Source organism: Natronoglycomyces albus (assembly GCF_016925535.1).
In the GTDB taxonomy this organism is placed as follows: Bacteria; Actinomycetota; Actinomycetes; order Mycobacteriales; family Micromonosporaceae; genus Natronoglycomyces; species Natronoglycomyces albus.
In genome coordinates this window covers 2742763-2765099 of record NZ_CP070496.1, presented here as the reverse complement: position 1 = coordinate 2765099, position 22337 = coordinate 2742763, and the positions used below count along the sequence as shown (strand labels likewise).

Genomic DNA, 22337 nt, shown 5'->3' with positions numbered 1-22337 from the left:
TACGATCTATAGACATGAGTGACTGCATCTTCTGCAAGATCGTAGGTGAGGAGATTCCCGCCCGGGTCGTTCGTTCGACTGAGCGCGTGATCGCCTTTCACGACATCGCCCCCGCCGCCCCCACTCACATCCAAGTCATTCCGCGCCAACACCATGCCAATTTGGCGGAAGTCACCGCCGCGGACCCCTCTTTGGCCGGTGAAATGATCGCCGTGGCATCCGAAGTCGCCACAGGAGAAGGCCTGGACCAGACCGGTTGGCGCCTCATCGCGAACACCGGCCGCAACGGGGGCCAAGAGATCGACCATGCTCACGTGCACGTTCTCGGTGGTAAACCGTTGGGGCCAATGCTGGGGGGTTAACGTGCGTGACTGTCCGATCAAGGTGACCCGACGCCCCTATCCGGACGTTGGCCCCCGACTCTCGTAGCGCCGCGCCGCTGCGAGACCGGACTCGCGGCGGAGACACACCTCACTTGTGTTCAATCCGGCTGAAATGGCATAAATCGGGTAATGGATTGCCCGATTCTCTCGCGCGGCGATATCATGGATAAACCAAGAGCGGTTGGGAAATACCGCTGATCAACGCAGTGACACCCGACTATCGGACTCATGAGGTGAGTGGGCAGCGGAGCACTGATTCGACTAAGGCAGGTGGCGAACAGCCCCGTTGGGGCGAAGCATATGACCGACCGTGTGACAGTAGCCAACCAAATTTTGCGGACCATTACCGTAGCCGACCCCACGACCATGTTGGGTTTGCTCGGCTCGTCCGATGAAAACCTCCGGTACTTGGAACGCAATGCCCAAGGCGTGGACGTACATGTACGCGGGGACACCATCACCCTCAAGGGTGCCAACGGTCAAATTGCCAGCCTGGAACGTCTTCTCAAGGAACTCATTATTCTGGTCGAAAAAGGGGAGCCGGTTAACCCCGATGTGGTGCGCCGGGCCGAAAATATGCTCACCGAGTCACCGCACCAGCGTCCCGCCGACGTGCTGACGCACAGCATCATCTCCAAACGCGGGCGTTCGATCCGTCCCAAGACAATTGGTCAAAGCCAGTACATCGAAGCGATCGACAACAACACGATCGTCTTCGGAATCGGCCCCGCTGGAACCGGAAAGACTTACCTGGCCATGGCCAAGGCCGTGCAGGCGTTGCAGAACAAGGAAGTCAACCGGATCATCCTCACCCGACCCGCTGTCGAGGCGGGCGAGCGACTGGGCTTCTTGCCGGGAACTCTCTCGGAAAAAATCGACCCGTATTTGCGACCTCTCTACGACGCGCTATACGACATGCTTGACGAGGGCTCTATCCCCAAACTCATGGAAGCGGGGACGATCGAGGTCGCGCCGCTGGCCTATATGCGAGGTCGCACCCTCAACGACGCCTTCGTCATTCTCGACGAGGCGCAGAACACCACGGCCGAACAGATGAAGATGTTCCTCACCCGGCTTGGCTTCGGCACCCGGATGGTCGTCACCGGTGACGTCACCCAGGTTGACCTACCTGGCGGAGCCACCTCCGGTTTGCGGATCGTGCGCGACATCCTCGAGGGAATCGACGACGTGTACTTCGCCACGCTCACCGCCTCCGACGTAGTGCGCCACCAGCTCGTTAGCGATATTGTTAATGCTTACGACAAATGGGACGCGGTGAAGGAACACAGCCAGCAACGCCGAGCTCGTGGCAAGCGACCGCGGTAACCCCCGCACTGATGAAAGAGACCTCATTGTCCATTGAGATAGTCAATGAAACCTCCGACGATGTCGATGACAACGGCATCGTCGACGTCGCCCGGTTCGCCCTCAACGAGATGGACATCAACCCGCTCGCCGAGCTGGCCGTCCTGATCGTCGACACCGACCACATGAGCGAGCTCAACCACCGGTGGATGGGCGGCAACGGGCCCACCGACGTGCTGTCCTTTCCCATGGATGAGGCCATTCCCGGGCGACCGGATGGCCTGGAACCCACCACCCCGATTCTGGGGGACCTGGTGCTGTGCCCGGCCGTCGCGCGAGCCCAAGCCGCCGAGGCGGGACATTCCACCGCCGAGGAAATGCACATGCTCACCGTCCATGGTGTCCTGCACATTCTCGGCTACGACCATGCCGAGCCCGACGAAGCCAAAGAGATGTTCGGGCTGCAAAACCGCTTGCTCGAAGCGTGGCGACAACAGAGACTCGCCGCAGGTAAGTAACTGACATGACCACTTACACGCTCCTTGGCCTCGCGGCCTCCCTGGTGTTTTTCGCTGGCGTGGCCGCCATGATCGACTCCGCGCTTGGGGCGGTGTCCCCGGCCCGCAGCTCCGAACTCGCCGAACAGAAGGTGCGGGGAGCCGCCGCCCTGCAACGCATCTGCGCGGACCTGCCCCGCCACGTCAACCTCCTGATTTTGTTGCGCGTTTCCTCCGAAGTGGGGGCCGTGTCGATGGTCGCCGTGGCTTGTTTTAAGGCCTGGGGGTTTGGTTGGGGTTCCCTGGGGCTGACTGTCGCCGTCATGTCGGTGGTCACGTTCGTCGTCATCGGCGTGGGCCCCCGCACCATTGGACGCCAGCACGCCTACCCGGTGGCGTTGGCATCGGCCGGTCCAGTCCGCTTCCTCAGCAAGGCTCTGGGGCCGTTGACGCGCCTCTTGATCGCCATCGGTAATGCGCTCACTCCCGGTCGCGGTTTCCGTGAAGGCCCCTTCGCCACCTCGCAAACCGAGATTCGGGAATTGGTCGATGCCGGTATGCGCTCCGGAGCGGTCGAACACGAAGAGCGCAACATGATCGAGTCGGTCTTCGCGCTGGGCGACACGGTCGCGCGTGGTGTGATGGTGCCGCGCACCGAAATGGTGTGGGTCGAGGCCGACGCCAGTGCCGCCGAGGCGACGAAAGTGGCTCTGCGTTCGGGGTTTTCGCGGATTCCGGTCGTGGGTGATGATCTCGACGACGTGTGCGGTGTGGCCTATTTGAAGGACTTGGTCAACCTTGGCGAGCGGAATCCTCCCGTGCGGGAGGTGATGCGGCAAGTGTCGTTCGTGCCCGAATCCAAGCCGGTCGACGACTTGTTGCGGGATATGCAGACGCGGCGCATCCATATCGCCATGGTGGTTGACGAGTACGGAGGTACGGCTGGCCTGGTCACCATCGAGGACATTTTGGAGGAGATCGTCGGCGAGATCACCGATGAGTACGACGACGAACGCCCTCCCGTCGAGTGGTTGGATGAGCAGGCCAGTACCGCGCGGGTGACCGCGCGTCTAGCCGTGGAGGAACTACAAGCACAGTTCGCCGTGGAGCTAGGAGATGTCGATGTCGACACCGTCGGTGGTCTCTTGGCCCATCATTTGGGAAAGGTGCCGATCGAGGGCGATGTGGCGGCTCTGGGTGGCCTAGAACTGACCGCGGAGGGAGCCTCAGGCAGGCGCAGACGCATCGAGACAGTGCTGGTGCGCAAGCTTGCCGACCTACCGCGCCCCTCCTCGACTTTGAAAGAGGAAGCAAATGCCTAATATGGACGAATTGACCGCCGAAGATTCCAAACTCCTCACTCTGGCCCGCTCCTCGGCCGCCCGCATCAACCAGACAGTGGGGGCGGCGGTACGCGATGGTCTGGGGCGCACCTATGCCTCGGCCGCGGTCGATCTTCCGTCTTTGCGGTTGACCGCGCTGCAAGCGGCGGTTGCGCAAGCCGCCGCTGCGGGGGCCGACAAGCTGGAGGCCGCCGTTCTGTTCGGTACTGACTCCGACGAGGCGGGCGTGGCCGCCGTCGCCGATGTGACGAAGACGGCCCCGGTTTACGCGGTCGTCAAACGAGAAATAACTCAGATAGGAACCGCAGTTTAGTGGCTGACACAGAGCCGTACAGGGCAGGTTTTGCCTGCTTCGTGGGACGACCCAATGCCGGAAAATCCACTTTGACCAATGCCATTATCGGCTCCAAGATCGCGATCACCTCTAACCGACCGCAGACGACCCGGCATGTGATTCGTGGCATCCTGCATCAGGAGAACTCGCAGTTGATCCTGGTGGACACTCCTGGGCTGCACCGGCCGCGCACCCTGCTGGGGCAGCGGCTCAACGATTTGGTGCGCCAAACGTGGACCGAGGTTGACGCGATCGGGTTGTGTATTCCGGCTAACGAAAAGGTCGGCCCAGGCGACCGTTTCATCACCCGCGAGATCACCGACTTGAGGGCGAAGGTCATCGCGGTGGTGACCAAGGCTGACTTGGTCTCGAAGGACGAGCTGGCACGTCAGCTGATGACCGTGCAGGAGCTGGGGGAGTTCGCTGACATTGTTCCCTGCTCGGCTACGACCGGCGAGAACATTGACGCGGTGACGAAGGTCTTGTCAGGGCATTTGCCGGAGTCCCCGCAGCTGTACCCGGACGGAATGATCACTGAAGAGCCCGAGCGAGTTCTCATGGCGGAGATGATCCGCGAGGCGGCGCTAGAGGGCGTTAAGGATGAGCTTCCTCACTCGATCGCGGTTGTCATCGAAGACATCGAGGACGAAGAGGTCGACGGTAGCCCACGGAAGCGGATCTTCGCGGAGATCTTCGTGGAGCGCAACAGCCAAAAATCCATTGTGATCGGCCGCCGGGGCGAGCGTCTGAAACGGGTCGGCACCAAGGCCCGCAAGGATATCGCCAAGCTGGTCGACCAGCGGGTTTATCTGGATTTGCATGTTCGTGTCGCAAAAGAGTGGCAGCGGGACCCGAAGCTATTGCGCCGCCTGGGGTTCTGATTCTTATCCGCATGTGCCCACAGTCACAACAATTGCGAAGCGCTCTTTCGTGGCAACAATGGGGCCTCGAAGCCCGATTTTGGCGGCTGTCGCAGAGCGGATGAACGGGTCGGTACCTCGCAATATGGCGCTTACGCTCCGGTTTTGCTGATTCGACACACGGTGACGGCCCTCACGCACCCCGCCTTTTCGGACGTGGTTGTGAATGCTGTAGTGTTGAACAAGTCGACGCGGGGTAGAGCAGCTCGGTAGCTCGCCAGGCTCATAACCTGGAGGTCGTAGGTTCAAATCCTATCCCCGCTACCAAGTAGAAAAAGCCAGGACTTAGGTCCTGGCTTTTTTGTTGTCTTGCAAGGTATTTTCCCACCCGCCTCAATGCGTCCTACTCCACGGGATCGCCTTGGCGGGCCGTGGATCGTCACGTGGCCAGGCACAGCACATGACGTGGCGTTAGTGGGAGAGGCTTTTACGCGGACGGAATCGGTCGAGCTCGCACTCAATCGGTTTGGGTTCACAGCCATCTGTGAGCCCAGTCTTGAACAGCCTGTTGTTGGCCGAGGCTGGGAGCCGGTAGGTTGCCACTGAGATCAGTAGTTTCCGGGCGCAGAAAAGAGTGGCAGCCATGCATGTTTATATTTCAGTCGATATGGAGGGCGTCGCTGGCGTCGCCACCAAGGAGCAAGTACTCCCCGGTGGTAGTGGCTACGCGCGGGCGCAGGCGTTGATGACGCGGGAGGCAAATGCCGCAATTGCGGGCGCCTTTAATGGTGGCGCGACGAAGGTGACAGTCAATGACAGTCACGGCCCCATGGATAACTTGTTGCACGATGAGCTGGACGAGCGGGCCCGGGTAGTCGTCGGTCGTCCGAAGGCGCACGGGATGGTCAACGGCGTCACCTCTGATGTAGATCTGGCCATGTTCGTCGGCTATCACGCTGCGGGCGGGCAGATCGGCGTCTTGGCGCACTCATTCTCTTCGGCCGCGTTCGCCGAAATCCGCCTGAACGGGGAGATCGCCTCAGAGCTACGGATCAACTCGTTGTTTGCGGCTGGTTGCGGAGTCCCCACGGTCTTGGTCTCCGGGGATGACGTCATTTGCGCGGAGGCGCGCAATGTGTATCCGACGGTGACCGCGGTTGAGGTCAAGACTGTCGAGGGATTTACCGCAGCTAACAGTATGCATCCCACCGCAGCTTGCGCCGCGATTCGGCAAGCCTCTGAGCAGGCGGTGCGCTATGGGGAACATCCGGTTTTGGACATCCCCGATCGACTCTTGCTGGAAGCCGAGATGACTAGTGCGACTGGGGCGGAGCTGGCCTCGTATGTGCCAGGCGCGACGCGCACTGGAACTCGCACGGTCATGCGGGAAGTGGATTCGCCGCAGGAGTTGATTGGGCTCATTTCCGTATGGGCGAAGCTCGGTTAACGGCTGGGGTGGTTGGCGGGCAGGTTGGGGTGACGCGAAGTCGCTTGCTATACCCTTAGGGGGTATAAGCTAGTATACGGCTACCCCCTAAGGGTATAAAACCAAGGAAGTGCAATGACAACCACCGCACCTGCCATAACCCAAAGACATCTCGGTAGGGGCCTACCCGTGCTAGCTCGAGAAACGAACGCGACGAGGGTGAGTAACTAACATGCGCGCAAACGCGAGAATTGGCCTCATAGCCGCCGGAGCCGCCGTGGTGGTGGCCGGAGCGGTTCTCATCACCCACTTGGCCACAGGCGACGACGAAACCGATGCTGGGCCGGGGCTCGCGCAGTCCCAAGACGGCTTCACTTTCGACTCCATCAGCGCGCCCGAAGAGGTCAATGTCAGCGGAGAACTCTCGTTCACCATCAGTGGTCCCGACGGCTCGGTCGTCACCGAATTCGAAGAGTCACACGAAAAAGACCTGCACCTGATCGCTGTGCACGCCACTGGTGAGGAATTTCGCCATGTCCATCCCGACATGGACGCTCACGGTGTCTGGTCGGTCCCCTGGCAATGGGATCAAGCGGGAACCTACCGGCTCTATGCCGACTTCGTGGCCGCCGAATCCGGTGAAGGGCTGACCATCTCCCGCACGTTCGAGGTGGCTGGCGATGTCAAGGACGCTTCTGAGCGCTCGCCGTCGAACCAGGCCACAGTTGGGGGACTTGACATCACCCTGAGCGGTGACCTTGGCGTCGGGTCCGATTCGATGTTGACATTCGACATTAGCCGCGACGGTGAGCCTGTAGCGGAGTTGGAGCCCTACCTGGGGGCGTACGGCCACCTAGTGGTTCTACGCGAGAGCGACTTGGCTTACCTGCATGTGCATCCAATGGGTGAGTCTGAACAAGGCGTTACATCCCCCGACGCGAGAGTCGAGTTCCATGCGCAGGCGCCGACTGTCGATACATACTTCCTCTATCTTGACTTCCAGGTCGACGGTGAGGTCTACACCGCTGAGTTCACCGTCGAGGCCGAGGAGACGATTGAAGCGGATCAGGAAGAAGACCACTCTGGTCACTGAACGATGAGGCCAGTCAGCGTGACGGTGGCCGCGAATGGAGATACCCCACACGCTAGGTGAACCGGTACCGTCTCCAGTGGAGAGAGAAGGTGCCTATGAAGCTAAGGCGATACCGAGGGTTTGTCGGTTTTTGGCTGGCCTCTACCGTGTCGGACTTCGGCACCTATATCACCACGGTCGCCTTGGCCGTTCTCATTGTGGTCACGATGGACGGCACGGCCTTTGACCAGGGCCTGGTCAATGCCGCCCGGTGGGCTCCGTACTTGATGTTCGGCCTCCTGGCTGGCATTTGGGTGGACAAGTTCCGCCGCCGTACCGTGCTGGTGGCTGGCGACATTGGGCGCGGTACCGTTTTGATCCTCATTGGCGTGCTCGCGATCGTGGGCGTGCTCAATATGCCAGGCCTCATGGTCGCTGTTTTCGTGATGGGAACCCTGGCTCTGGTCTCCGATGCGGCCTTCCACTCGTTCATCCCGCAGCTAGTTCCACGTCCGCTGGTGACGAAGGCCAACGCCCGATTGGAACAAAGTGAGACTGTCGCGCAGACGACGGGTAACGCCGTAGCTGGCGCTCTTGTGGCCCTTGTCACCGCCCCGATCGCGCTGATGGTGGACGCGCTGTCATATTACTTCTCGGCAATATGCCTCTTGGTCATCAAGAGCACCTATCCGGATCTTGAACCTCCACAGGAGAAACAAGCCACGGTCGGCAAGCGCATCGGGGAAGGGCTGCGCTGGGTGTACGGTCACCCAACATTGGGCCCCATGTCAGTGAGTACTCATATTTGGTTTATCGGTGCTTCCATGATGGGCGCCGTGGTGCCGTTCCTGATCTTGCGCCAGTTGCACTTGGGCGCACTGGGGCTGGGTCTTGTGCTCGGCTGCGCCGGGGTGGGGGCCGTGATCGGCACGACCGTTTCGCTGCGGATTGGAGAGAGATGGGGCACCGGCCGGACGATCTCGATCGCCCGCTTGGTACAGCCGATCGGCGTCGCCGCCTTGGCCGCCGCGCCCCTGATTTCGATGGCGATGACCGACAATGCGGCCGTCACCGGAGAGCCCTACCAGTCGGTGCTGGATTGGCCGCCTGGGCTCATGCTCGCCGCCGCGTCCGCCGGCTTTGGACAGTTTCTGTTTGGGCTGGCGATGGGGGTTGAGAGCCCGCTGGAGTCGGGATACCGGCTCGCGGTCACCCCCGATCGCCTGTTGGCCCGCATGATTGGAACCATGCGCTCATTTAACCGAGCCATGATTGTCATTGGGGCTCCGTTGGGTGGACTCCTGGCGGAGCTATTGAGCGTCAGTATTGCACTGTGGATCGCAGCGGCGGTCATGATGCTAAGCGCATTGCTATTGGTGTGCTCAAAATTTTGGAGCGCGCGGGTGGAAGCGGATCAATTGAACCACGCCGAGGCCACAGCGCCCTAGCAGGCATTCACTCCAAAGAATACATGCGACGGATGAAGTTCCTAGTGGTGGAAGAACGACTATGGTCAAGTATGCGACGCATCTGGGGTAGGAATCGCTCCAACGGATTCATCAACTTGTCTACCTGCGTAAATTCGGCCTGCCGGGCGATTGAGGCCACGCAGTTGCGCGAAGCGCATCAATAGTCCACTAGTGACAATCCATAATGTAGTTGCTACGGTCGGGGTACCGAGCGCGCGAACCAGGTGACACCTCTGAGTCACTCCTCGCGCCGCTGAATGCGAGACACTTGAATGGAGATTCAACGTGAAATCCGCCCTCCCCCGCACGAAAGCACTCAAGCGATCCGTCGCCGCCCTCAGCGCAGCCGCACTGGCGGCCGGAGCCGTCGCCATCGCCTCTCCAGCTACCGCTCACGCCACTGAGATTGAACCGAAAACCCTGGTCGAGCTCGGCGAGCTCCAACCCGCCGACTCCGATGAGGATGGTTGGAGTTGGTGGAGCGTCAGCCCCACCGATGAGGATGAGGATGGTTGGAGTTGGTGGAGCGTCAGCCCCACCGATGAGGATGAGGATGGTTGGAGTTGGTGGAGCGTCAGCCCCACTGACGAGGATGAAGATGGTTGGAGCTGGTGGTAAACGGCCCTAAGTCCGTTTCCCTAGCCAGCTAGCGGCGCTGAGCGCCCGGCGTCATCCATCGTCCCAGCTACATCCTGGTGCGACCGATCGACCTCAGCGCCAGCGCCGCCTGCGACACCTACACCCGCAAGCCCGACCCAGCCCACGCACAGTGGGGTAGGGTCCTGTCATGTTCGTGAAGATCTGTGGACTGACGGAGTTCTCCCACGTTGAGGCGGCTGTTGACGCTGGAGCCAACGCTATCGGGTTCCTCCTGAGCCCCAGCCCCCGCCAGGTAACCGTCGACCGGGCCCGATCCCTAGCCGCAGCCGTACCGGACTCGGTCTTGACTGTCGGAGTTTTCGCTCAGGAGGGACCCGACGAAATACGGAAGATAGCAACGCAGGTCGGGCTACGTGCCGTGCAACTGCACGGGGCGTACACTCAGGCCGATTTCGCAGCTCTGCGCGATCTCCCCTTCGCCCAGGTGCGGGCCATCGCGGGCTCAACCGAGGCCGATACTAGGTGCGGGGCCTTCGGCGAGGACTACCTGATTGTGGACTCGCCGCGTCCAGGTTCGGGGGAGGAATGGGACTGGAGTTGCCTGCCTTCACGACCAACCGGAAAGTGGTTGCTCGCCGGCGGGCTGCGTCCGGACACGGTGGCTCGTGCCATCGCCCAGGCCAAACCATGGGGAGTGGACGTCTCCAGCGGCGTCGAGAAGACCCGAGGGGTTAAGGACCCCTCTTTGATCCGCCGCTTCGTCGCCGCGGCTCGCTGCGCCCAGTAGCGTCGGCGGATCTGGTTGTGCCGCACTAGGGTTGTTTCATGAGCGCAACGCACCCATCCACGACGGTCACTGGCACCATGTACGCCCTGGGCGCCATGATCATCGTGGGCAGCTCGGCCGCAGTGCTAGCTGCGCTTGGCGACTATCCGACCTTCGGCGGCCAAGCTCTGCGCTACGCGGGCGCCGCCATCGCCCTCTTCGCGTTGTTGTGGTTTCTCAAAGTCGCGCATCTGCGCTGCACCCGAAGAGAGCTGGGCCGTTTGACCTTGTTGGGTTCGACTGGGTTGGCCGCGTTCAACGTTTGCTATGTCGAGGCGGTCAAGAACGCCGATCCGGCCGCGGTCGGCGCGATCATAGGCGGGGTCCCGGTAGTACTGGCCATTGCCGACCCCATCGCGCGCCGCCATAGCCCCAGCGCTCGCCTCGTCACCGCCGCGATGGTGGTGACCGCAGGCGTCGCCATTATGCAGGGCTTCGGCGGTGGCAGCCTCATCGGACTCCTGTGGGCGCTTGGGGCACTTGCCGCCGAGGTTGCCTTTACCTTGCTGGCCGTGCCCCTGCTGCCGAAATTCGGTCCACTGCGGGTCTCGGCCTATGCCTCGGCGCTGGCGGTGCCTCTGTTGCTGGTCAGCGGGGTCATCGCGGATGGGGCAGGCTTCATGCCGATGCCAGACCGGACCCAAATCATCGCTCTACTGTATCTGTCCGTTGTGGTCACTGCGGTCGCTTTCGTCATGTGGTACACCGCGATCAGTCGCCTCGGAGCCGATAAGGCTGGGCTGTGCGCGGGCGTCGCACCGGTCAGCGCCGTCGCGGCGGCCTGGGTGCTGGCCACCGGGGAACCAGGTTCGGCCGACATCATCGGAGCGATTTTGGTCGGGGTCGGAGTCGTTGTCGGCCTGGCCCCTTCGCGTCGCCGCAAACCTGATGGACCTTGGTTGCCGCCTGTGACGGTACCTGATAGGCCCAGCCAGCCGAAGCGGTAAACCAATTGCCCAGTTGGCTTTGGAAATGGACAATGCTGGAATGGAATACGACTACTTTCCCGCCTACGGCATTCGGATTCGCACCCAGCGCCTGGAAATGCGCCTGCCAACTTTTGCGGAGTTGAACGCGTTGGCGCAGGTGGCGATCGAGGGAATTCACCCCGCCGACGAGATGCCGTTCATATTCCCGTGGTCGACGCAGCCTCCCATGAAGCTGGGGCGCGGCCTGTTGCAGCATCACTGGTCGATGTTGTCCACCTGGACGCCGCAGAAGTGGTCGTTGCAGTTCGGCGTCTTTGTCGACGGTGCCATTGTCGGTGCGCAAGACATTGCCGCGCGCGACTTCTCAGTGACCAAGGAAATCAAGTCGGGTTCATGGTTGAGCCGACGAGTCCAAGGTCAGGGAATCGGCACTGAGATGCGGCGGGCGATGCTGCACTTTGCCTTTGTTGGACTCGGTGCCGAAGAGGCTTGTTCAGGCGCCTACGTCGACAACGTGGCCTCGAACCGTGTATCCGCGAAGGTCGGCTACCGGCTCGATGGGATTGAACGCAGCGCGGTCGAGGGGCGCCTGCGCGAAACCAACCGCTTCCGGTTGAGCCGCACCGATTGGGAAATGAGCGACCGCATCGATGTACGGATGGAAGGAGTCCAGGAGGCTTTGCCGATGTTCCTCGGCGAGGAGAACGTTTGAGGACCTCGGGCGGCGGTGAGCGGGATTCGCCACCGCTGTTCCATTAGTTGGTGACCAGGTTCTTAGGCACCAAGTGCAGCCACTCGTCGAGCCCGCCCAGCAGGTTGGCTTCCTCAATTGGAATGAAGCGACACTCGAAGACCAGGCCGTTGTCCTCACCGTCCGAAACCACCGTATGTGTCCACTGTGATGGCGTCTGGGTGGTGGTGGCGTGAAAGAACACTGTGATCCGCCGTTGCCCAGTAGTGGGATGGGGCAGCAGCTGAACCCCGAGGGCCTCACCGAGGCTCACGTCGATCCCAGTTTCCTCGCGTACTTCCCGCGTCGCCGCCGAATGCAATGTCTCGTTGGTATCGACGCCGCCAGCGGGCACTTGAATTCCCGCTTCGGGATAGTCGCGGTGAGCGAAGACCAGCAATTCAGTCGTCCCCTGCCGTTGCCGGGTGACGTAGACGGCGACGCGATGACGAGCTGGTTCCATGTGACTCACCCTATCGTTCGATAGCCGACCCTGGGACACCCCGGAATGGGTGAGGCCGTACCTTGGGCGGCAAGGGGAGAACGTCAGCAGTGCTGCGGTAAGGAGACATTGTGGTGCGTCGAGTCAAAGTCAGTGTGCGTAACGCTCGCTTCCAACAGTGGGAGGCGATGCTGACCAATCGTTCCAAACGCAGCAAGCTCGGATCGTTCCTGGTCCACGGCGTTCGACCGATCACGCTCGCCATTGAGCACGGATGGGACATTCAGACGCTGCTATACGACTGCGATCGGCGCTTGTCGCAATGGGCTGAACACGTTCTCGACAACACGGCCGCCGAACAGGCAGCTCTCACCAGCGACCTTATGGCGCAGTTGGGTGAGAAGGCCGATGGCACCCCAGAACTGATAGCCCAAGTTGCCCTGCCCAGCGCTACCGCCGCCGAAGTGCTACGAACGCTATCGGTCGGGCCACAGTTCCTGGGTTTGGTGTTTGACCGGCCTACCAGCCCCGGCAATGTCGGCTCGCTGATTCGTTCCGCCGATGCCTTCGGGGCCGATGTCGTGATACTCACCGGCCACGCCGCTGACCCGTTCGATCCAAAGTCAGTCCGCGCCTCGACCGGTTCCCTGTTCGCTGTTCCGCTGATCCGGGCGGAGTCCGCCGCCCAAGTCAGTTCGTGGGCCCGTGGCCTCGACGTACGCCCGCAGCTCATTGGCACCGATGAGCATGGCGACAGTGACATGGCCAAGCACGATTTCACCTCACCCACGCTCCTCTTGATCGGAAACGAGACCCGTGGTCTCTCACATGCGTGGAAGGAACAAGCCGACCACTTGGTGCGTATCCCGATGTCCGGATCTGCCAGCTCCCTCAACGCGGCCAGCGCCGCCGCGATCGCACTCTATGAGGTCGTACGTCAACGCGGATGAGCCAAATCCGGCCCGCTTTCGCCGCCTGCCGTGTCTGCGGCTGACGACAGCTACCGGCGTCCAGGGCCCTTTGCTGTGCGGGTGCTGTGGACGCCGGTGGTCTCACAATCCTCACAGTGGTGCTGAGGTCCCTCGCACGGACTGGGGCAGCTTGTCGAAGGCGTGCGTCAGGATGTAGTCACAGCCGTCCGCAACGGCGGCTTCGAGAACCTCGGGCCGGTAGATCGCTGAGGCACCTACGCGCAAGCCAGCATCGTGCACACTTTTCACCGCCGGGCGATTCTCTAGGTAACGGGTATTGCCTGGTTTGATGCACATGAGCTCGAGGTTGAGTTCCGCTGAGGCCTCCAGGCGTTGGTGCACATTGTCGATGGTGACACCGAACAAGCCGATCCGGTACTGCACGCCCGCTTCGCGGATACGCTTGAGCGCTCCTATCGATCGGGCCAACAAAATGCAGCGGTCAGCAAGGCCAGACTCGGCCAACGCTGCTTGCACTACGTGAATTGTCGCCCGGTTGGGTTTCTTCAAGTCGACCAGTAGCGTCGATATATTGCAGTCGGCGGCTTTTTGCAAGTACGCGTTCAGGCTGGGGATTTCTATGTCGCCGGGTTGGCGTAGCTTCGCGATCTGCGCGAATGGCTGTTGGGCGATCTCGGCATCGGTTCCCGTGGTGCGGGATGCGTTGTCGTCATGGATGAGCACGGGGGCACCGTCGGCGCTAAGTCGTACATCGATTTCGGCCCCGGCCACGAAGTCGGGAAGCGCCGCTAGCGCCTCCACACAATTCTCGGCTTTCCCAAATCGGCTGCGGTGAGCGATGATCTGCGGAGGGTGCAATCTAGCTCCTAACTAGTGGTGAAGCTGCCGCACCGCCCTCGTGTGACCACAAGACTGACGCAAAAGACGCTGTTGGTGGCCTCATCAGCTCTTCTAGCGGTGTAATCGTCACCGCTAGCGGCATTGGTCGAGCTCGATCGCCAGTGCGTCTTTGGAAAAGCCTCGACGGTTCGCCGACGGCGATGTCAACAGGGGAGGAATCAACACTGTAGCTCAGCCTCAGGCCAAAGGGCCTAGAGCTGAGCTACAGAACCAGGAAGTTATTCCACTGTTTAATCGCAGTTCAGGCCGTACGTACGTCACGTCCCTGTTGCGGCTGATCGGACGAGCACCTCACTGACGATTGGTCGAAAGTCCGCAATCCGACACTATTCGCGAATAGTGGCAGATGTGACCACAGATCGCAATAGGGGACGGCTCGCCGCGCTGGCCAGAATCACCCCTGCGAACCCGACTGTGACGGTGATGGCGAGGATGGCGACCCCTATGGGGTCGGTACCGAATGCGGTCGAAAACGGGGAGGCCAAGGTCATTCCGATACCGATCGATCCCAGCCCCATGATGAGCAACGGCAGCAATGTTTCCTGTCGTCGCGCCCGGTTGAGAACTCGCAGTGGAGTTCCAGACAAGTGCATGAGGTGATATATCTCCCGACGTGCCATGACCGAGGACATTCCCGCAATCGCTGCCGAGACAATCGCGGTCAGGAACGACACCGCCAATACCACTATTGTTCCTGTACGAATGCTGGTGTTCATGAGCTGGCCTTCCACCGCCCAGTCGTTTATGTGTTCGATCATGGCCCCGTTGGTTATCTGGCTCAGCTCGGTACGTGCCGCTTCGGTGTTTCCGGAGGATATGTCCACCGTGACGATGGCGTAGCTTCCGGACATGTCGTCGGAGGTCACCGAGATCGCATGTGAGGACTCGGCTTCGACTCGTTGTGCCAGTTCCTGCGCCTGGCCGCTGGGAACAAAGGCGGTCAGCCGATCGGCTCCGTAGGCGTCCTCCGGTATGCCCTCAATGGGCAGCAGAGCAATGAACCCAGCCGAGAATCCTGTAAGCGCCACTCCCGCGACGGTGCGCCAGGCTGAGCGTGGGTCGGCCACTAGGCGGCGCGCGGCCAACAGACGCTCGGGAGTCCGGGCGAACTTTCCAAACAGGCGCCCGATGAGCTGCACGATCCAAGGCCCGGCCACGTTGAAGCCAAGCAGCACCGCGGCCATGAAGCCAAGTATCAGGGCGCCGAAGAGCATTTCCGACCCAGGGCGCATAGCTGCGACGGTGAGGAACCCGGCCACTGCCACCGCTAGGACCGCCACCCGGGCGACGGTGAGTCTTGGTTGGGAAGTCCGCCGCGCCACGCCTAGCGGGCTGATGACGATGCGACGCAGACCAGCTATCGCGGCAACTCCCACCAAAACGGGAATCAGGGCCACCGTAGCGGAAAACAGGGCTAGACCCGGCCACAGATCGGCGGCGAACCAGTGGCCGCCGTCGATGGGGATGCGTGCGATGGCCGGGATGATCGCCAACCACATTGCCGCACCCGCCAGCGCTCCCGCGATGGCGACGAGGACATTCTCAATCACGGTGAGGCCCACAATTTGCGCGGGAGTCGCGCCGACCAGTCGCATCGTCGCTAGCCGTTGGTCGCGCCGTTCCACTGAAAGCCGAGCCGTCGCCGCACCGAAGATCAGCAGCGGAACCACCATCAGTACCGTGGCTACGGCCATGAGGATCTGGTACAGCCCGTACCCACCCGCCGGTGTGCCGGTGTCGAAGGAAGCGGCGAAGGCCGGTCCGTAGGTGTCGGGACCGATACGAGGCATCGACATGGCTGGATCATCCGGGGAATGGCCGACCACAACGACCAATTCGTCAGGATGCACTAGGCCCTCACGCCCGATCTGACCGACTATTTCCCCAGGATATCGGTCAGCCAGTTCGCTTTCGGGATTCTCAGCCATCAAAGCGGCTAGGGCCGGTGAGACATACACCTGGCCAGGTCGCACCACTGAATCCAGACCCGGAGGTATGTCATCGGTGCTTGCGTTCTCCAATGGGGCGATGTCGATTCGACTGACGGGCAACTGGTCGAAGAAGTCGCGATGCGAGGCCACGATCACAGTCGCCTCAGATTGGGAAACTTCCTCCGGCGCGCGCCATTCGGTGCGCTCTGACCGATCGTTAAACGCCACGTTGGCAGCCACAGTGAACAGTAGGAGCACGGTGACCGTCACCGTGGCCATGAACGTCAGACCCGATGAGAGCAGGGTGGTCTTTCCTCCACAGCGGAGGATGCGGTGGGCTAGAGGCAAGAGGGTTCTCATGCGACGGCGGTCCCCTCGCGTTTGGTGGACCGATCAACGAGACGATCCGATGTCAAGAGACCGTCAGATATCTCGATGATCCGGTCACAAGTGTGCGCCACTTCCGGGTCGTGAGTGACCAAGATCAGAGTCGATTGGTTGGCGCACACCGCGTTGTGGAGCGTGGCCATGGTTTCGACGCCGGTGGCGTGGTCGAGGGCTCCGGTGGGCTCATCGGCGAAAACCACCGCAGGTTCCATCACCAGCGCACGGGCCAACGCGACCCGTTGAGCCTGCCCGCCTGACATCTCACCGGGGCGGTTGTTGGCCAGACCCGTCAATCCGAGCCAGCGCATCCACTCTCGTGCCGCGGCGATGGCTCTGCCGCGTGGCTGGCCCGCCAACAACAGTGGCAGCGCGACATTGTCCACGGCGGGAAGCTCAGTGAGTAGGCCAGCGAACTGGAAGAGAAATCCAAACTTCGTGCGCCTCAACAGGGAACGCTGCGATTCGGACCTGTTGTCGATCCGTTCCCCGAACAGTCGTACTTCGCCCTCGTCGGGAGGTTGGATCGCGGCTAGAGCGTGAAGCAGCGTCGACTTGCCAGAACCTGAGGGCCCCATGATCGCTAGGGACTGGCCACGTGGGACAACAAGGTCGACTCCGCCCAATGCGACCGTGTTTCCAAATCGCTTCTGAAGATTTGTCGCTTGCAAGACAGTGGGCGTTGGGTGATTGTTCACTACAGCTCCTTGCTGGGAGTGTGCGCGGAGATCGCGGACTTGGGTTTTTTGGTGAGAGGGGCGTCGTTGAAGAAGGGGAGGAGAACGCCGGACACCACGAAAACGACAGTGGCGACGCCCGCGGTCAGTAGTCCGACATAGTTGATGAGATCCATGCCTTCTAGGTTCGTCCAGCGCAGGCGTTCGCGGATCGGCCCGCGGGCCGATGTTTCGGCTTGCACATCGGCCGAATGGCCGATGGGGCCAGATCGTGGGGATAACCTGGGCTGCGTGACAAGCAAGCAGATAACCAGGCTCGGATCGCTGGTGGAAGCAGTACACCGATGGGGCCGCCCCCTACTCATGGGCGGAGTCATCGGGGCGCTGCTACTGCTGACCTTCGCTGAGGGAATGTCCGGGACGCTCAACCCCTTTGTCCTGGTGTCGAGCCTGATCGCTATCGGATCGCTGTGGTTTTACCGGCCCGGTCGCACCGGTGTCCTGCTCTTTGCCGCCGGGGCTTCTCTGGCGACAACCCTCGCTAGTGCCTCCCTGTATGTGCCCTTTGCGGTGGGTTTCTCAGAATTCGCCGCCTTGCTGCTGTTGCTGGTGTGGGGGGTACGGCAGTGGGCGGCGCCTCGGGGGCGGCTGGCGGTTGGTCTTCTCATCGCCGCTGTTTTGCTGGGCCCGTTGAGGTTTGCCGACAACGCGTTCACGTTCTTGGCCTCGGAGTTTGTTCTGTTCTTCCCGTTGGCGGGAGCCGTTTGTGTGGGCGCGTATCTCTATGTGGTCGATACGCGGCGGGCGCAGGCGCTCAACGATGCTCGTAACGAGGAACGTTTGGAAATGGCGCGCGAGATTCATGACTTTGTCGCCCACCATGTCACTGGGATCGTGGTCCGGGCCCAAGCTGCTCAGTTTGCCTCCACTCACGACCCTGATGCGGCCCGGCAGGCCTTCTCAGAGATCGAAGACGCCGGAGCGCAGGCCCTATCCTCCATGCGGCGGATGGTGGCGATGTTGCGTGACGAACAGGACGCGACGCAGCTACGTCCCTTGGGCGACATTGGGCAAATCCCAGACCTGGTCTCACGGTTCTCCACCGCGGGCATCAACGCCACCTGTTACCTGTCTCCGCAGCTGCGGAAAGCAACTCCCGAGGTAGAGGCGACAGTGTTCCGTTTGGTGCAAGAGGCATTGACCAACGTGCACAAGCACGCGCGCAGTGCCTCCACCGTGCGGGTTGTGGTCGCTCAGGCCAAGGGCGGGATCGATGTTTCGGTGCGCGACAACGGAAGTGGCAAGGACGCCAAGACCTTTGGGGACAGCGGATTTGGCTTGGTCGGACTGGCCGAGCGGGTGGAGGCACTGGGTGGCCAAATTCGATTCGGTCCTCGCGAGGCCCCAGGTTGGGAGGTCAACGCCTACCTGCCGGTGCCGCCGATGACCGGTCAGTCTCCTTCGTCGGAGTCCGAGCCCACCGTTGATCTCCACCAGCGACAATAGACCATGCGCAGCGCCGCCGGGGCGGTTGCCGCCTACCACCCTCTAAGCTCAAAGGACACATCCATGCCGATAAGGGTCTTGATCGCTGACGACCAGGCGATGGTGCGCGCCGGATTCCGGTCAGTGCTGGAATCGCAGCCAGACATCGACGTCGTCGCCGAGGCCGCTGACGGTGTCGAGGCGGTGGCGCTGGCGCGCCAACACCGTCCCGACGTGTGCTTGTTTGACATTCGGATGCCTCGGCAAGACGGCCTGCACGCCACGCGGTTGTTGATGGGCCCGCAAGCGTCCCACCCCGCGAAGATCGTCATTGTCACCACCTATGACACGGACGAATACGTCTACGAGGCGCTGGAATCCGGTGCGACGGGGTTCTTGCTCAAGGATTCGGGCCCGACGCTGCTGTTGGAGGCGGTACGAGCCGCCGCGAGCGGGGAAGCGATGGTGTCCCCGGCGGTGACGGTGCGGTTGTTGAAACACATGACGAGGCGGCCTAACACCGCCCAGTGGAAGAAGGCCGGTTTGACCGAGCGGGAACTGGACGTCATCGAACTGGTGGCACGCGGAAAGACTAATCCGGAAATCGCCGCTGAGTTGCACTTGTCGCTGTCGACTGTGAAGACGCACCTGGAGTCGATCAAGCTGAAGATCTCCACCCGCAACCGGGTCGAGATCGCTGCTTGGGCGTGGAAGAACGGGGTCGTGGACTGAGCGAAGAGTTGGGCAAGGACGTGGTTGCGGCTGTGAAAACGCCCGTAGGCGTTGCCGCTTACCCGCCAGAGTGAGCGCTTATAAGGCCTGTGTTGGTGCCCAGCTCCGGGGTACCTGATCATGGAGTCAGTAAACGACGCCTCGGCCGGCCGCGTGCAAAGCCGCGACAATGGCGTTGGTGAGGTTGCGTCCGGCACTGCCATCACCGTCTTGTAGTGGGTCGTAGATGGTCACATCCATGCCGACGCAATGGGGCGAGGCTAGCAGCCCTGCCAGGATCTCTTGCAGCTGCGGGAAGTCGATCCCGCCCTCCTCAGGTGTATCAACCGCAGGCATGACGGTGGGGTCGAGTACATCGGCGTCCACATGCACCCAGAAGCCTTCACACTCGGCCACGTTCCACAATGCCTGCCGTACGGCATAGCCTGCTCCCTCCTGATGCACTTCGGTCGCCAGCACCGAGGTGAGGGTCTTTTCGACTTCTTGCCGGAACTCATCGTCTTCGCGCATGCCGATGAGCACAGTGTCCTGGTCTCTCACATAGGGCGCCAGACCGTCGATGTTCGTCAGGCGGCGATCGCCCCTACCGGTCACCATCGCTAGGGACTCGCCGGCGGCAGCCCCGACGTGATCTGAATTGTCCGGATGGCGGAAATCGGGGCCGTCCAACGCCACGAGTCCGAATCGACCCCGCCGGCGCATAGCCAACATCGGGGCCAAGAGGATGCTGCAATCCCCGCCAAGGACGAGCGGAAACTCGTCCTTGGCCAGGATTGCTTCCAGCCGCGAGGCCAGCCGTGCACTATAGGAGGCGATGGCCTCCGCGTGGCGGACTCCGTCTCCTGGCTTCCAGTCCGCATGGGGGTAGGACGGAGCGGGCACGCGGCCTCCGTCGTCTGCGTTGAGACGCTCGAGGAGGCCCTCCGACCGCAAGGTTTCCGGTAGCAGGAAGCAACCAGGTTCAACGTTGGGATCGAGAGCTCGCAATCCCAGGTTCGAAGGCGCATCGAGCACGGTGATTGACTTCATGCCGAACATTGTCGCACAAATGTTCGATCCCGTGGAGGTGTGGCCACAGAGTGAATCCGTAACTGAGGATGCCCTTCACCGGTGATCTTGCCACCTGAGGGCGAGTCAACGAGTATGGATATCGCACATCGCGATCCACCCGCCCACGATTCTCAAGATCCTTCGTCGCTGAGAATCTGCAATACCTCGTTGTGCAGCAGGCCATTGGTGGCCAGCGCCGAGCCGCCGTCAGGGCCGGACTCGCCGGTGAGGTCGGTGAATGTGCCGCCAGCCTCTTCCACGATGAGCGCCAGGGGCGCTAGGTCCCATAGCGCGACCTCTGGCTCAGTGGCGATGTCGACCGCGCCTTCGGCCAGCAACACATACGAAAAGAAGTCTCCGTAGCCTCGCTCGCGCCAGGCGGAATTGACCAGCCGCAAAATGCGATCTTGTTTGTCGAGTTTGCCCCAGCCGCTTACCGAGGAGATGGACACCGAGGCGTCGGCCAGACGGCGCACTTTCGAGACGCCCAGTTTCTTGCCTCCGCGCAGGTTGCGACCCGCCCATGCGCCCGCTCCTTTGAGCGCCCACCAGCGTCGACCTAGTGCCGGGGCGCTCACCAGACCCACGACGAGTTCACCTTGGTCGAACAACGCGATGAGAGTGGCCCAGACCGGAACCCCGCGCACGTAATTGCGGGTGCCATCAATGGGGTCGATGACCCATTGGCGTCCGGAGGCACCGCCGTCGGTCCCGTATTCCTCGCCCAATACTCCATCGCGTGGGCGAGCCCGCGACAGCGTCGACCGCAAGGTCTTTTCGATGGCCATGTCGGCGTCGGTAACCTCGGTCATATCCGGCTTGGTGGATATCTTCAGGTCGTTGGCTCGGAATCGCTCCATACCGATGCCGTCGGCGGAGTCGGCCAACATGTGTGCCAGGGCTAGGTCGTCGTGGTAACTAGGGATCGCCATGAGGTTGATCCTACTCAGAGTCGTTAGCGACCGGCACCTATGGCGTTTTCCTGGGCTGCTGGACCTCACAGCCCGTCACCACGTCGCAGGTATGGGCGTGCGACTCAGTACCGGGTTTCGGCGGCGGATACCGATGCCAACATCCTGCGATATGACTCCAGTCGCCCCCGTCGCGAGTCGTCGGGGCCAATGTCCTCGTCGAGGGCGCATTCGCCGACCTCAAGGGTGTGGACGCAGCCGCGGGGGCAATCCTCGGCGACCTCCATGAGTTCGGGGAATGCCTCGATGAGGGAGTCAGCGGTGACGTGGGCCAGCCCGAACGATCGCACTCCGGGCGTGTCGATAACCCAGCCGCCTGCGGGCAGTTCTAGGGCGACGGCGCTGGTGGAGGTGTGGCTACCTTTACCGATAGTGCGTACGGCCGCTGTGGTCCGGTCCGCTCCCGGGACTAGCCGGTTGACTAGTGTGGACTTTCCGACTCCTGAGTGGCCGATGAGGACGCTGACTTTGTCGCGCAGGACATCTCGAACCGAGTCGACTGGCTCTTCGGGGCGTGAGGTGACAATGATGGGGTTGAGGTCGGCATAGTAGGCCTCGACCGCGGCCACCCCCTCTGAGTCGAGGTCGCATTTGGTCAGACTCAGGACCGGCTGTACGCCCGCGTCTAGGGCCGCCACGAGGCAGCGGTCGATGAATCCATACCGCAATGGCGGGTCGACTAGTGACGAGACGACCACGAGTTGGTCCACATTGGCAACCAGGATGCGTTCGGCGGATGTCGCGTCGTCATCGGCATAGCGACGTAGTTGGCCCCGTCGCGGTTGGACCTTCACGATGCGCGCTAGTGTGTCCTTCTTGCCGGTCAGATCGCCGACTAGTTTGACGTGGTCGCCGACGACTACGCCGCGTCGTCCCAGTTCGCGGGCTCTCATCGCCGTCACGTCTCGGTCTTCGACCCGGCAGGTGTAGCGTCCCCGGTCGACCGCCATCACAAACCCGTCGACGGCGTCCTCATGCTTGGGCCTGATTTTGGTGCGTGGGCGTGACCGTTTGCCCGGGCGCACCCGCACATCTTCTTCGTCCCAGTCTTTCCGCGTT

24 protein-coding genes and 1 tRNA gene are annotated in these 22337 nt (G+C 61.8%); 17 read left to right on the top strand and 8 right to left on the bottom strand.

The window, feature by feature from the left end:
* Positions 1-14 precede the first annotated feature (14 nt).
* From JQS30_RS11855 to JQS30_RS11790, 14 genes are all read left to right on the top strand, one after another.
* Positions 15-362 (top strand): histidine triad nucleotide-binding protein, encoded by a 348-nt coding sequence (locus JQS30_RS11855; RefSeq protein WP_213170468.1) that lies wholly within the window; start codon positions 15-17, stop codon positions 360-362.
* 321 nt (positions 363-683) lie between these two features.
* The gene (locus tag JQS30_RS11850; RefSeq protein ID WP_213170467.1) at positions 684-1709 is read left to right on the top strand and encodes a PhoH family protein; all 1026 of its coding nucleotides are present in this window, start codon (positions 684-686) and stop codon (positions 1707-1709) included.
* A gap of 26 nt (positions 1710-1735) precedes the next feature.
* A complete protein-coding gene (ybeY, locus tag JQS30_RS11845; protein ID WP_213173073.1) occupies positions 1736-2206 on the top strand; it encodes an rRNA maturation RNase YbeY in 471 nt (156 codons plus the stop codon).
* Positions 2207-2211: 5 nt separating this feature from the next.
* Positions 2212-3507 (top strand): hemolysin family protein, encoded by a 1296-nt coding sequence (locus JQS30_RS11840; protein ID WP_213170466.1) that lies wholly within the window; start codon positions 2212-2214, stop codon positions 3505-3507.
* 1 nt (position 3508) lies between these two features.
* Positions 3509-3841, top strand: coding sequence for a cytidine deaminase (locus tag JQS30_RS11835; RefSeq protein WP_213173072.1), 333 nt, complete (start codon positions 3509-3511; stop codon positions 3839-3841).
* A complete protein-coding gene (gene era / locus JQS30_RS11830; RefSeq protein WP_213170465.1) occupies positions 3841-4743 on the top strand; it encodes a GTPase Era in 903 nt (300 codons plus the stop codon). The genes JQS30_RS11835 and era overlap by 1 nt, the downstream gene beginning before the upstream one ends.
* 229 nt (positions 4744-4972) lie before the next feature.
* A tRNA-Met gene (locus JQS30_RS11825) sits at positions 4973-5049 on the top strand.
* A gap of 316 nt (positions 5050-5365) precedes the next feature.
* Entirely contained in the window at positions 5366-6169 is an 804-nt protein-coding gene (locus JQS30_RS11820; RefSeq protein WP_213170464.1) for a M55 family metallopeptidase, read from the top strand.
* A 211-nt stretch (positions 6170-6380) separates the two neighbouring features.
* Positions 6381-7241 (top strand): hypothetical protein, encoded by an 861-nt coding sequence (locus JQS30_RS11815; protein ID WP_213170463.1) that lies wholly within the window; start codon positions 6381-6383, stop codon positions 7239-7241.
* Positions 7242-7336: 95 nt separating this feature from the next.
* Positions 7337-8668, top strand: a complete 1332-nt coding sequence (locus JQS30_RS11810; protein ID WP_213170462.1) for an MFS transporter — start codon at positions 7337-7339, stop codon at positions 8666-8668.
* Between the two features lie 306 nt (positions 8669-8974).
* Positions 8975-9307, top strand: coding sequence for a hypothetical protein (locus JQS30_RS11805; protein WP_213170461.1), 333 nt, complete (start codon positions 8975-8977; stop codon positions 9305-9307).
* 169 nt (positions 9308-9476) lie between these two features.
* Positions 9477-10076 (top strand): phosphoribosylanthranilate isomerase, encoded by a 600-nt coding sequence (locus JQS30_RS11800; RefSeq protein ID WP_213170460.1) that lies wholly within the window; start codon positions 9477-9479, stop codon positions 10074-10076.
* A gap of 38 nt (positions 10077-10114) precedes the next feature.
* Positions 10115-11062 carry a DMT family transporter gene (locus JQS30_RS11795; protein WP_213170459.1) on the top strand — a complete coding sequence of 316 codons (948 nt, stop codon included), beginning with the start codon at positions 10115-10117 and terminating at the stop codon, positions 11060-11062.
* A gap of 40 nt (positions 11063-11102) precedes the next feature.
* Positions 11103-11756: a GNAT family N-acetyltransferase gene (locus JQS30_RS11790; RefSeq protein ID WP_213170458.1), complete on the top strand. Its 654-nt coding sequence runs from the start codon at positions 11103-11105 to the stop codon at positions 11754-11756.
* A gap of 43 nt (positions 11757-11799) precedes the next feature.
* Here JQS30_RS11790 and JQS30_RS11785 read toward each other — a convergent pair whose 3' ends face one another.
* On the bottom strand, positions 11800-12237 hold the full coding sequence (locus JQS30_RS11785) for an NUDIX hydrolase (RefSeq protein ID WP_213170457.1): 438 nt from the start codon (positions 12235-12237) through the stop codon (positions 11800-11802).
* Between the two features lie 110 nt (positions 12238-12347).
* On the opposite strand from JQS30_RS11785, the gene JQS30_RS11780 reads away from it, so the two are divergent.
* Positions 12348-13166 carry a TrmH family RNA methyltransferase gene (locus JQS30_RS11780; protein ID WP_213170456.1) on the top strand — a complete coding sequence of 273 codons (819 nt, stop codon included), beginning with the start codon at positions 12348-12350 and terminating at the stop codon, positions 13164-13166.
* 111 nt (positions 13167-13277) lie between these two features.
* Here JQS30_RS11780 and JQS30_RS11775 read toward each other — a convergent pair whose 3' ends face one another.
* The 4 genes from JQS30_RS11775 to JQS30_RS11760 form a co-directional block, all read right to left on the bottom strand.
* A complete protein-coding gene (locus JQS30_RS11775; RefSeq protein ID WP_213170455.1) occupies positions 13278-14006 on the bottom strand; it encodes a glycerophosphodiester phosphodiesterase in 729 nt (242 codons plus the stop codon).
* Between the two features lie 368 nt (positions 14007-14374).
* Positions 14375-16339, bottom strand: a complete 1965-nt coding sequence (locus tag JQS30_RS11770; RefSeq protein ID WP_213170454.1) for an FtsX-like permease family protein — start codon at positions 16337-16339, stop codon at positions 14375-14377.
* The gene (locus tag JQS30_RS11765; RefSeq protein ID WP_213170453.1) at positions 16336-17061 is read right to left on the bottom strand and encodes an ABC transporter ATP-binding protein; all 726 of its coding nucleotides are present in this window, start codon (positions 17059-17061) and stop codon (positions 16336-16338) included. The genes JQS30_RS11770 and JQS30_RS11765 overlap by 4 nt, the downstream gene beginning before the upstream one ends.
* Complete coding sequence (locus JQS30_RS11760; RefSeq protein ID WP_213170452.1) at positions 17061-17282, bottom strand: hypothetical protein; 222 nt, start codon at positions 17280-17282, stop codon at positions 17061-17063. Before JQS30_RS11760 ends, JQS30_RS11765 begins: the two co-directional genes overlap by 1 nt.
* A gap of 49 nt (positions 17283-17331) precedes the next feature.
* Between JQS30_RS11760 and JQS30_RS11755 the strand changes: the two genes are divergently transcribed.
* Together JQS30_RS11755 and JQS30_RS11750 are read left to right on the top strand one after the other, a co-directional pair.
* The gene (locus JQS30_RS11755) at positions 17332-18546 is read left to right on the top strand and encodes a sensor histidine kinase (protein WP_213170451.1); all 1215 of its coding nucleotides are present in this window, start codon (positions 17332-17334) and stop codon (positions 18544-18546) included.
* Between the two features lie 63 nt (positions 18547-18609).
* Positions 18610-19257, top strand: coding sequence for a response regulator (locus JQS30_RS11750; RefSeq protein WP_213170450.1), 648 nt, complete (start codon positions 18610-18612; stop codon positions 19255-19257).
* A 126-nt stretch (positions 19258-19383) separates the two neighbouring features.
* Here JQS30_RS11750 and JQS30_RS11745 read toward each other — a convergent pair whose 3' ends face one another.
* From JQS30_RS11745 to rsgA, 3 genes are all read right to left on the bottom strand, one after another.
* Positions 19384-20286 (bottom strand): arginase family protein, encoded by a 903-nt coding sequence (locus JQS30_RS11745; RefSeq protein ID WP_246497899.1) that lies wholly within the window; start codon positions 20284-20286, stop codon positions 19384-19386.
* A 152-nt stretch (positions 20287-20438) separates the two neighbouring features.
* On the bottom strand, positions 20439-21233 hold the full coding sequence (gene hisN / locus JQS30_RS11740; RefSeq protein WP_213173070.1) for a histidinol-phosphatase: 795 nt from the start codon (positions 21231-21233) through the stop codon (positions 20439-20441).
* Between the two features lie 110 nt (positions 21234-21343).
* Positions 21344-22303 carry a ribosome small subunit-dependent GTPase A gene (gene rsgA, locus JQS30_RS11735; protein WP_246497897.1) on the bottom strand — a complete coding sequence of 320 codons (960 nt, stop codon included), beginning with the start codon at positions 22301-22303 and terminating at the stop codon, positions 21344-21346.
* Positions 22304-22337 lie beyond the last annotated feature (34 nt).

What these genes read in the sequence shown, in the direction of transcription:
- JQS30_RS11855 (WP_213170468.1), top strand. Translation starts at nt 15, where the DNA reads ATGAGTGACTGCATCTTCTGCAAGATCGTAGGTGAGGAGATTCCCGCC.
- JQS30_RS11850 (WP_213170467.1), top strand. Translation starts at nt 684, where the DNA reads ATGACCGACCGTGTGACAGTAGCCAACCAAATTTTGCGGACCATTACC.
- JQS30_RS11840 (WP_213170466.1), top strand. Translation starts at nt 2,212, where the DNA reads ATGACCACTTACACGCTCCTTGGCCTCGCGGCCTCCCTGGTGTTTTTC.
- JQS30_RS11835 (WP_213173072.1), top strand. Translation starts at nt 3,509, where the DNA reads ATGGACGAATTGACCGCCGAAGATTCCAAACTCCTCACTCTGGCCCGC.
- JQS30_RS11820 (WP_213170464.1), top strand. Translation starts at nt 5,366, where the DNA reads ATGCATGTTTATATTTCAGTCGATATGGAGGGCGTCGCTGGCGTCGCC.
- JQS30_RS11815 (WP_213170463.1), top strand. Translation starts at nt 6,381, where the DNA reads ATGCGCGCAAACGCGAGAATTGGCCTCATAGCCGCCGGAGCCGCCGTG.
- JQS30_RS11810 (WP_213170462.1), top strand. Translation starts at nt 7,337, where the DNA reads ATGAAGCTAAGGCGATACCGAGGGTTTGTCGGTTTTTGGCTGGCCTCT.
- JQS30_RS11800 (WP_213170460.1), top strand. Translation starts at nt 9,477, where the DNA reads ATGTTCGTGAAGATCTGTGGACTGACGGAGTTCTCCCACGTTGAGGCG.
- JQS30_RS11795 (WP_213170459.1), top strand. Translation starts at nt 10,115, where the DNA reads ATGAGCGCAACGCACCCATCCACGACGGTCACTGGCACCATGTACGCC.
- JQS30_RS11790 (WP_213170458.1), top strand. Translation starts at nt 11,103, where the DNA reads ATGGAATACGACTACTTTCCCGCCTACGGCATTCGGATTCGCACCCAG.
- JQS30_RS11785 (WP_213170457.1), bottom strand. Translation starts at nt 12,237, where the DNA reads ATGGAACCAGCTCGTCATCGCGTCGCCGTCTACGTCACCCGGCAACGG.
- JQS30_RS11770 (WP_213170454.1), bottom strand. Translation starts at nt 16,339, where the DNA reads ATGAGAACCCTCTTGCCTCTAGCCCACCGCATCCTCCGCTGTGGAGGA.
- JQS30_RS11750 (WP_213170450.1), top strand. Translation starts at nt 18,610, where the DNA reads ATGCCGATAAGGGTCTTGATCGCTGACGACCAGGCGATGGTGCGCGCC.
- JQS30_RS11745 (WP_246497899.1), bottom strand. Translation starts at nt 20,286, where the DNA reads ATGAAGTCAATCACCGTGCTCGATGCGCCTTCGAACCTGGGATTGCGA.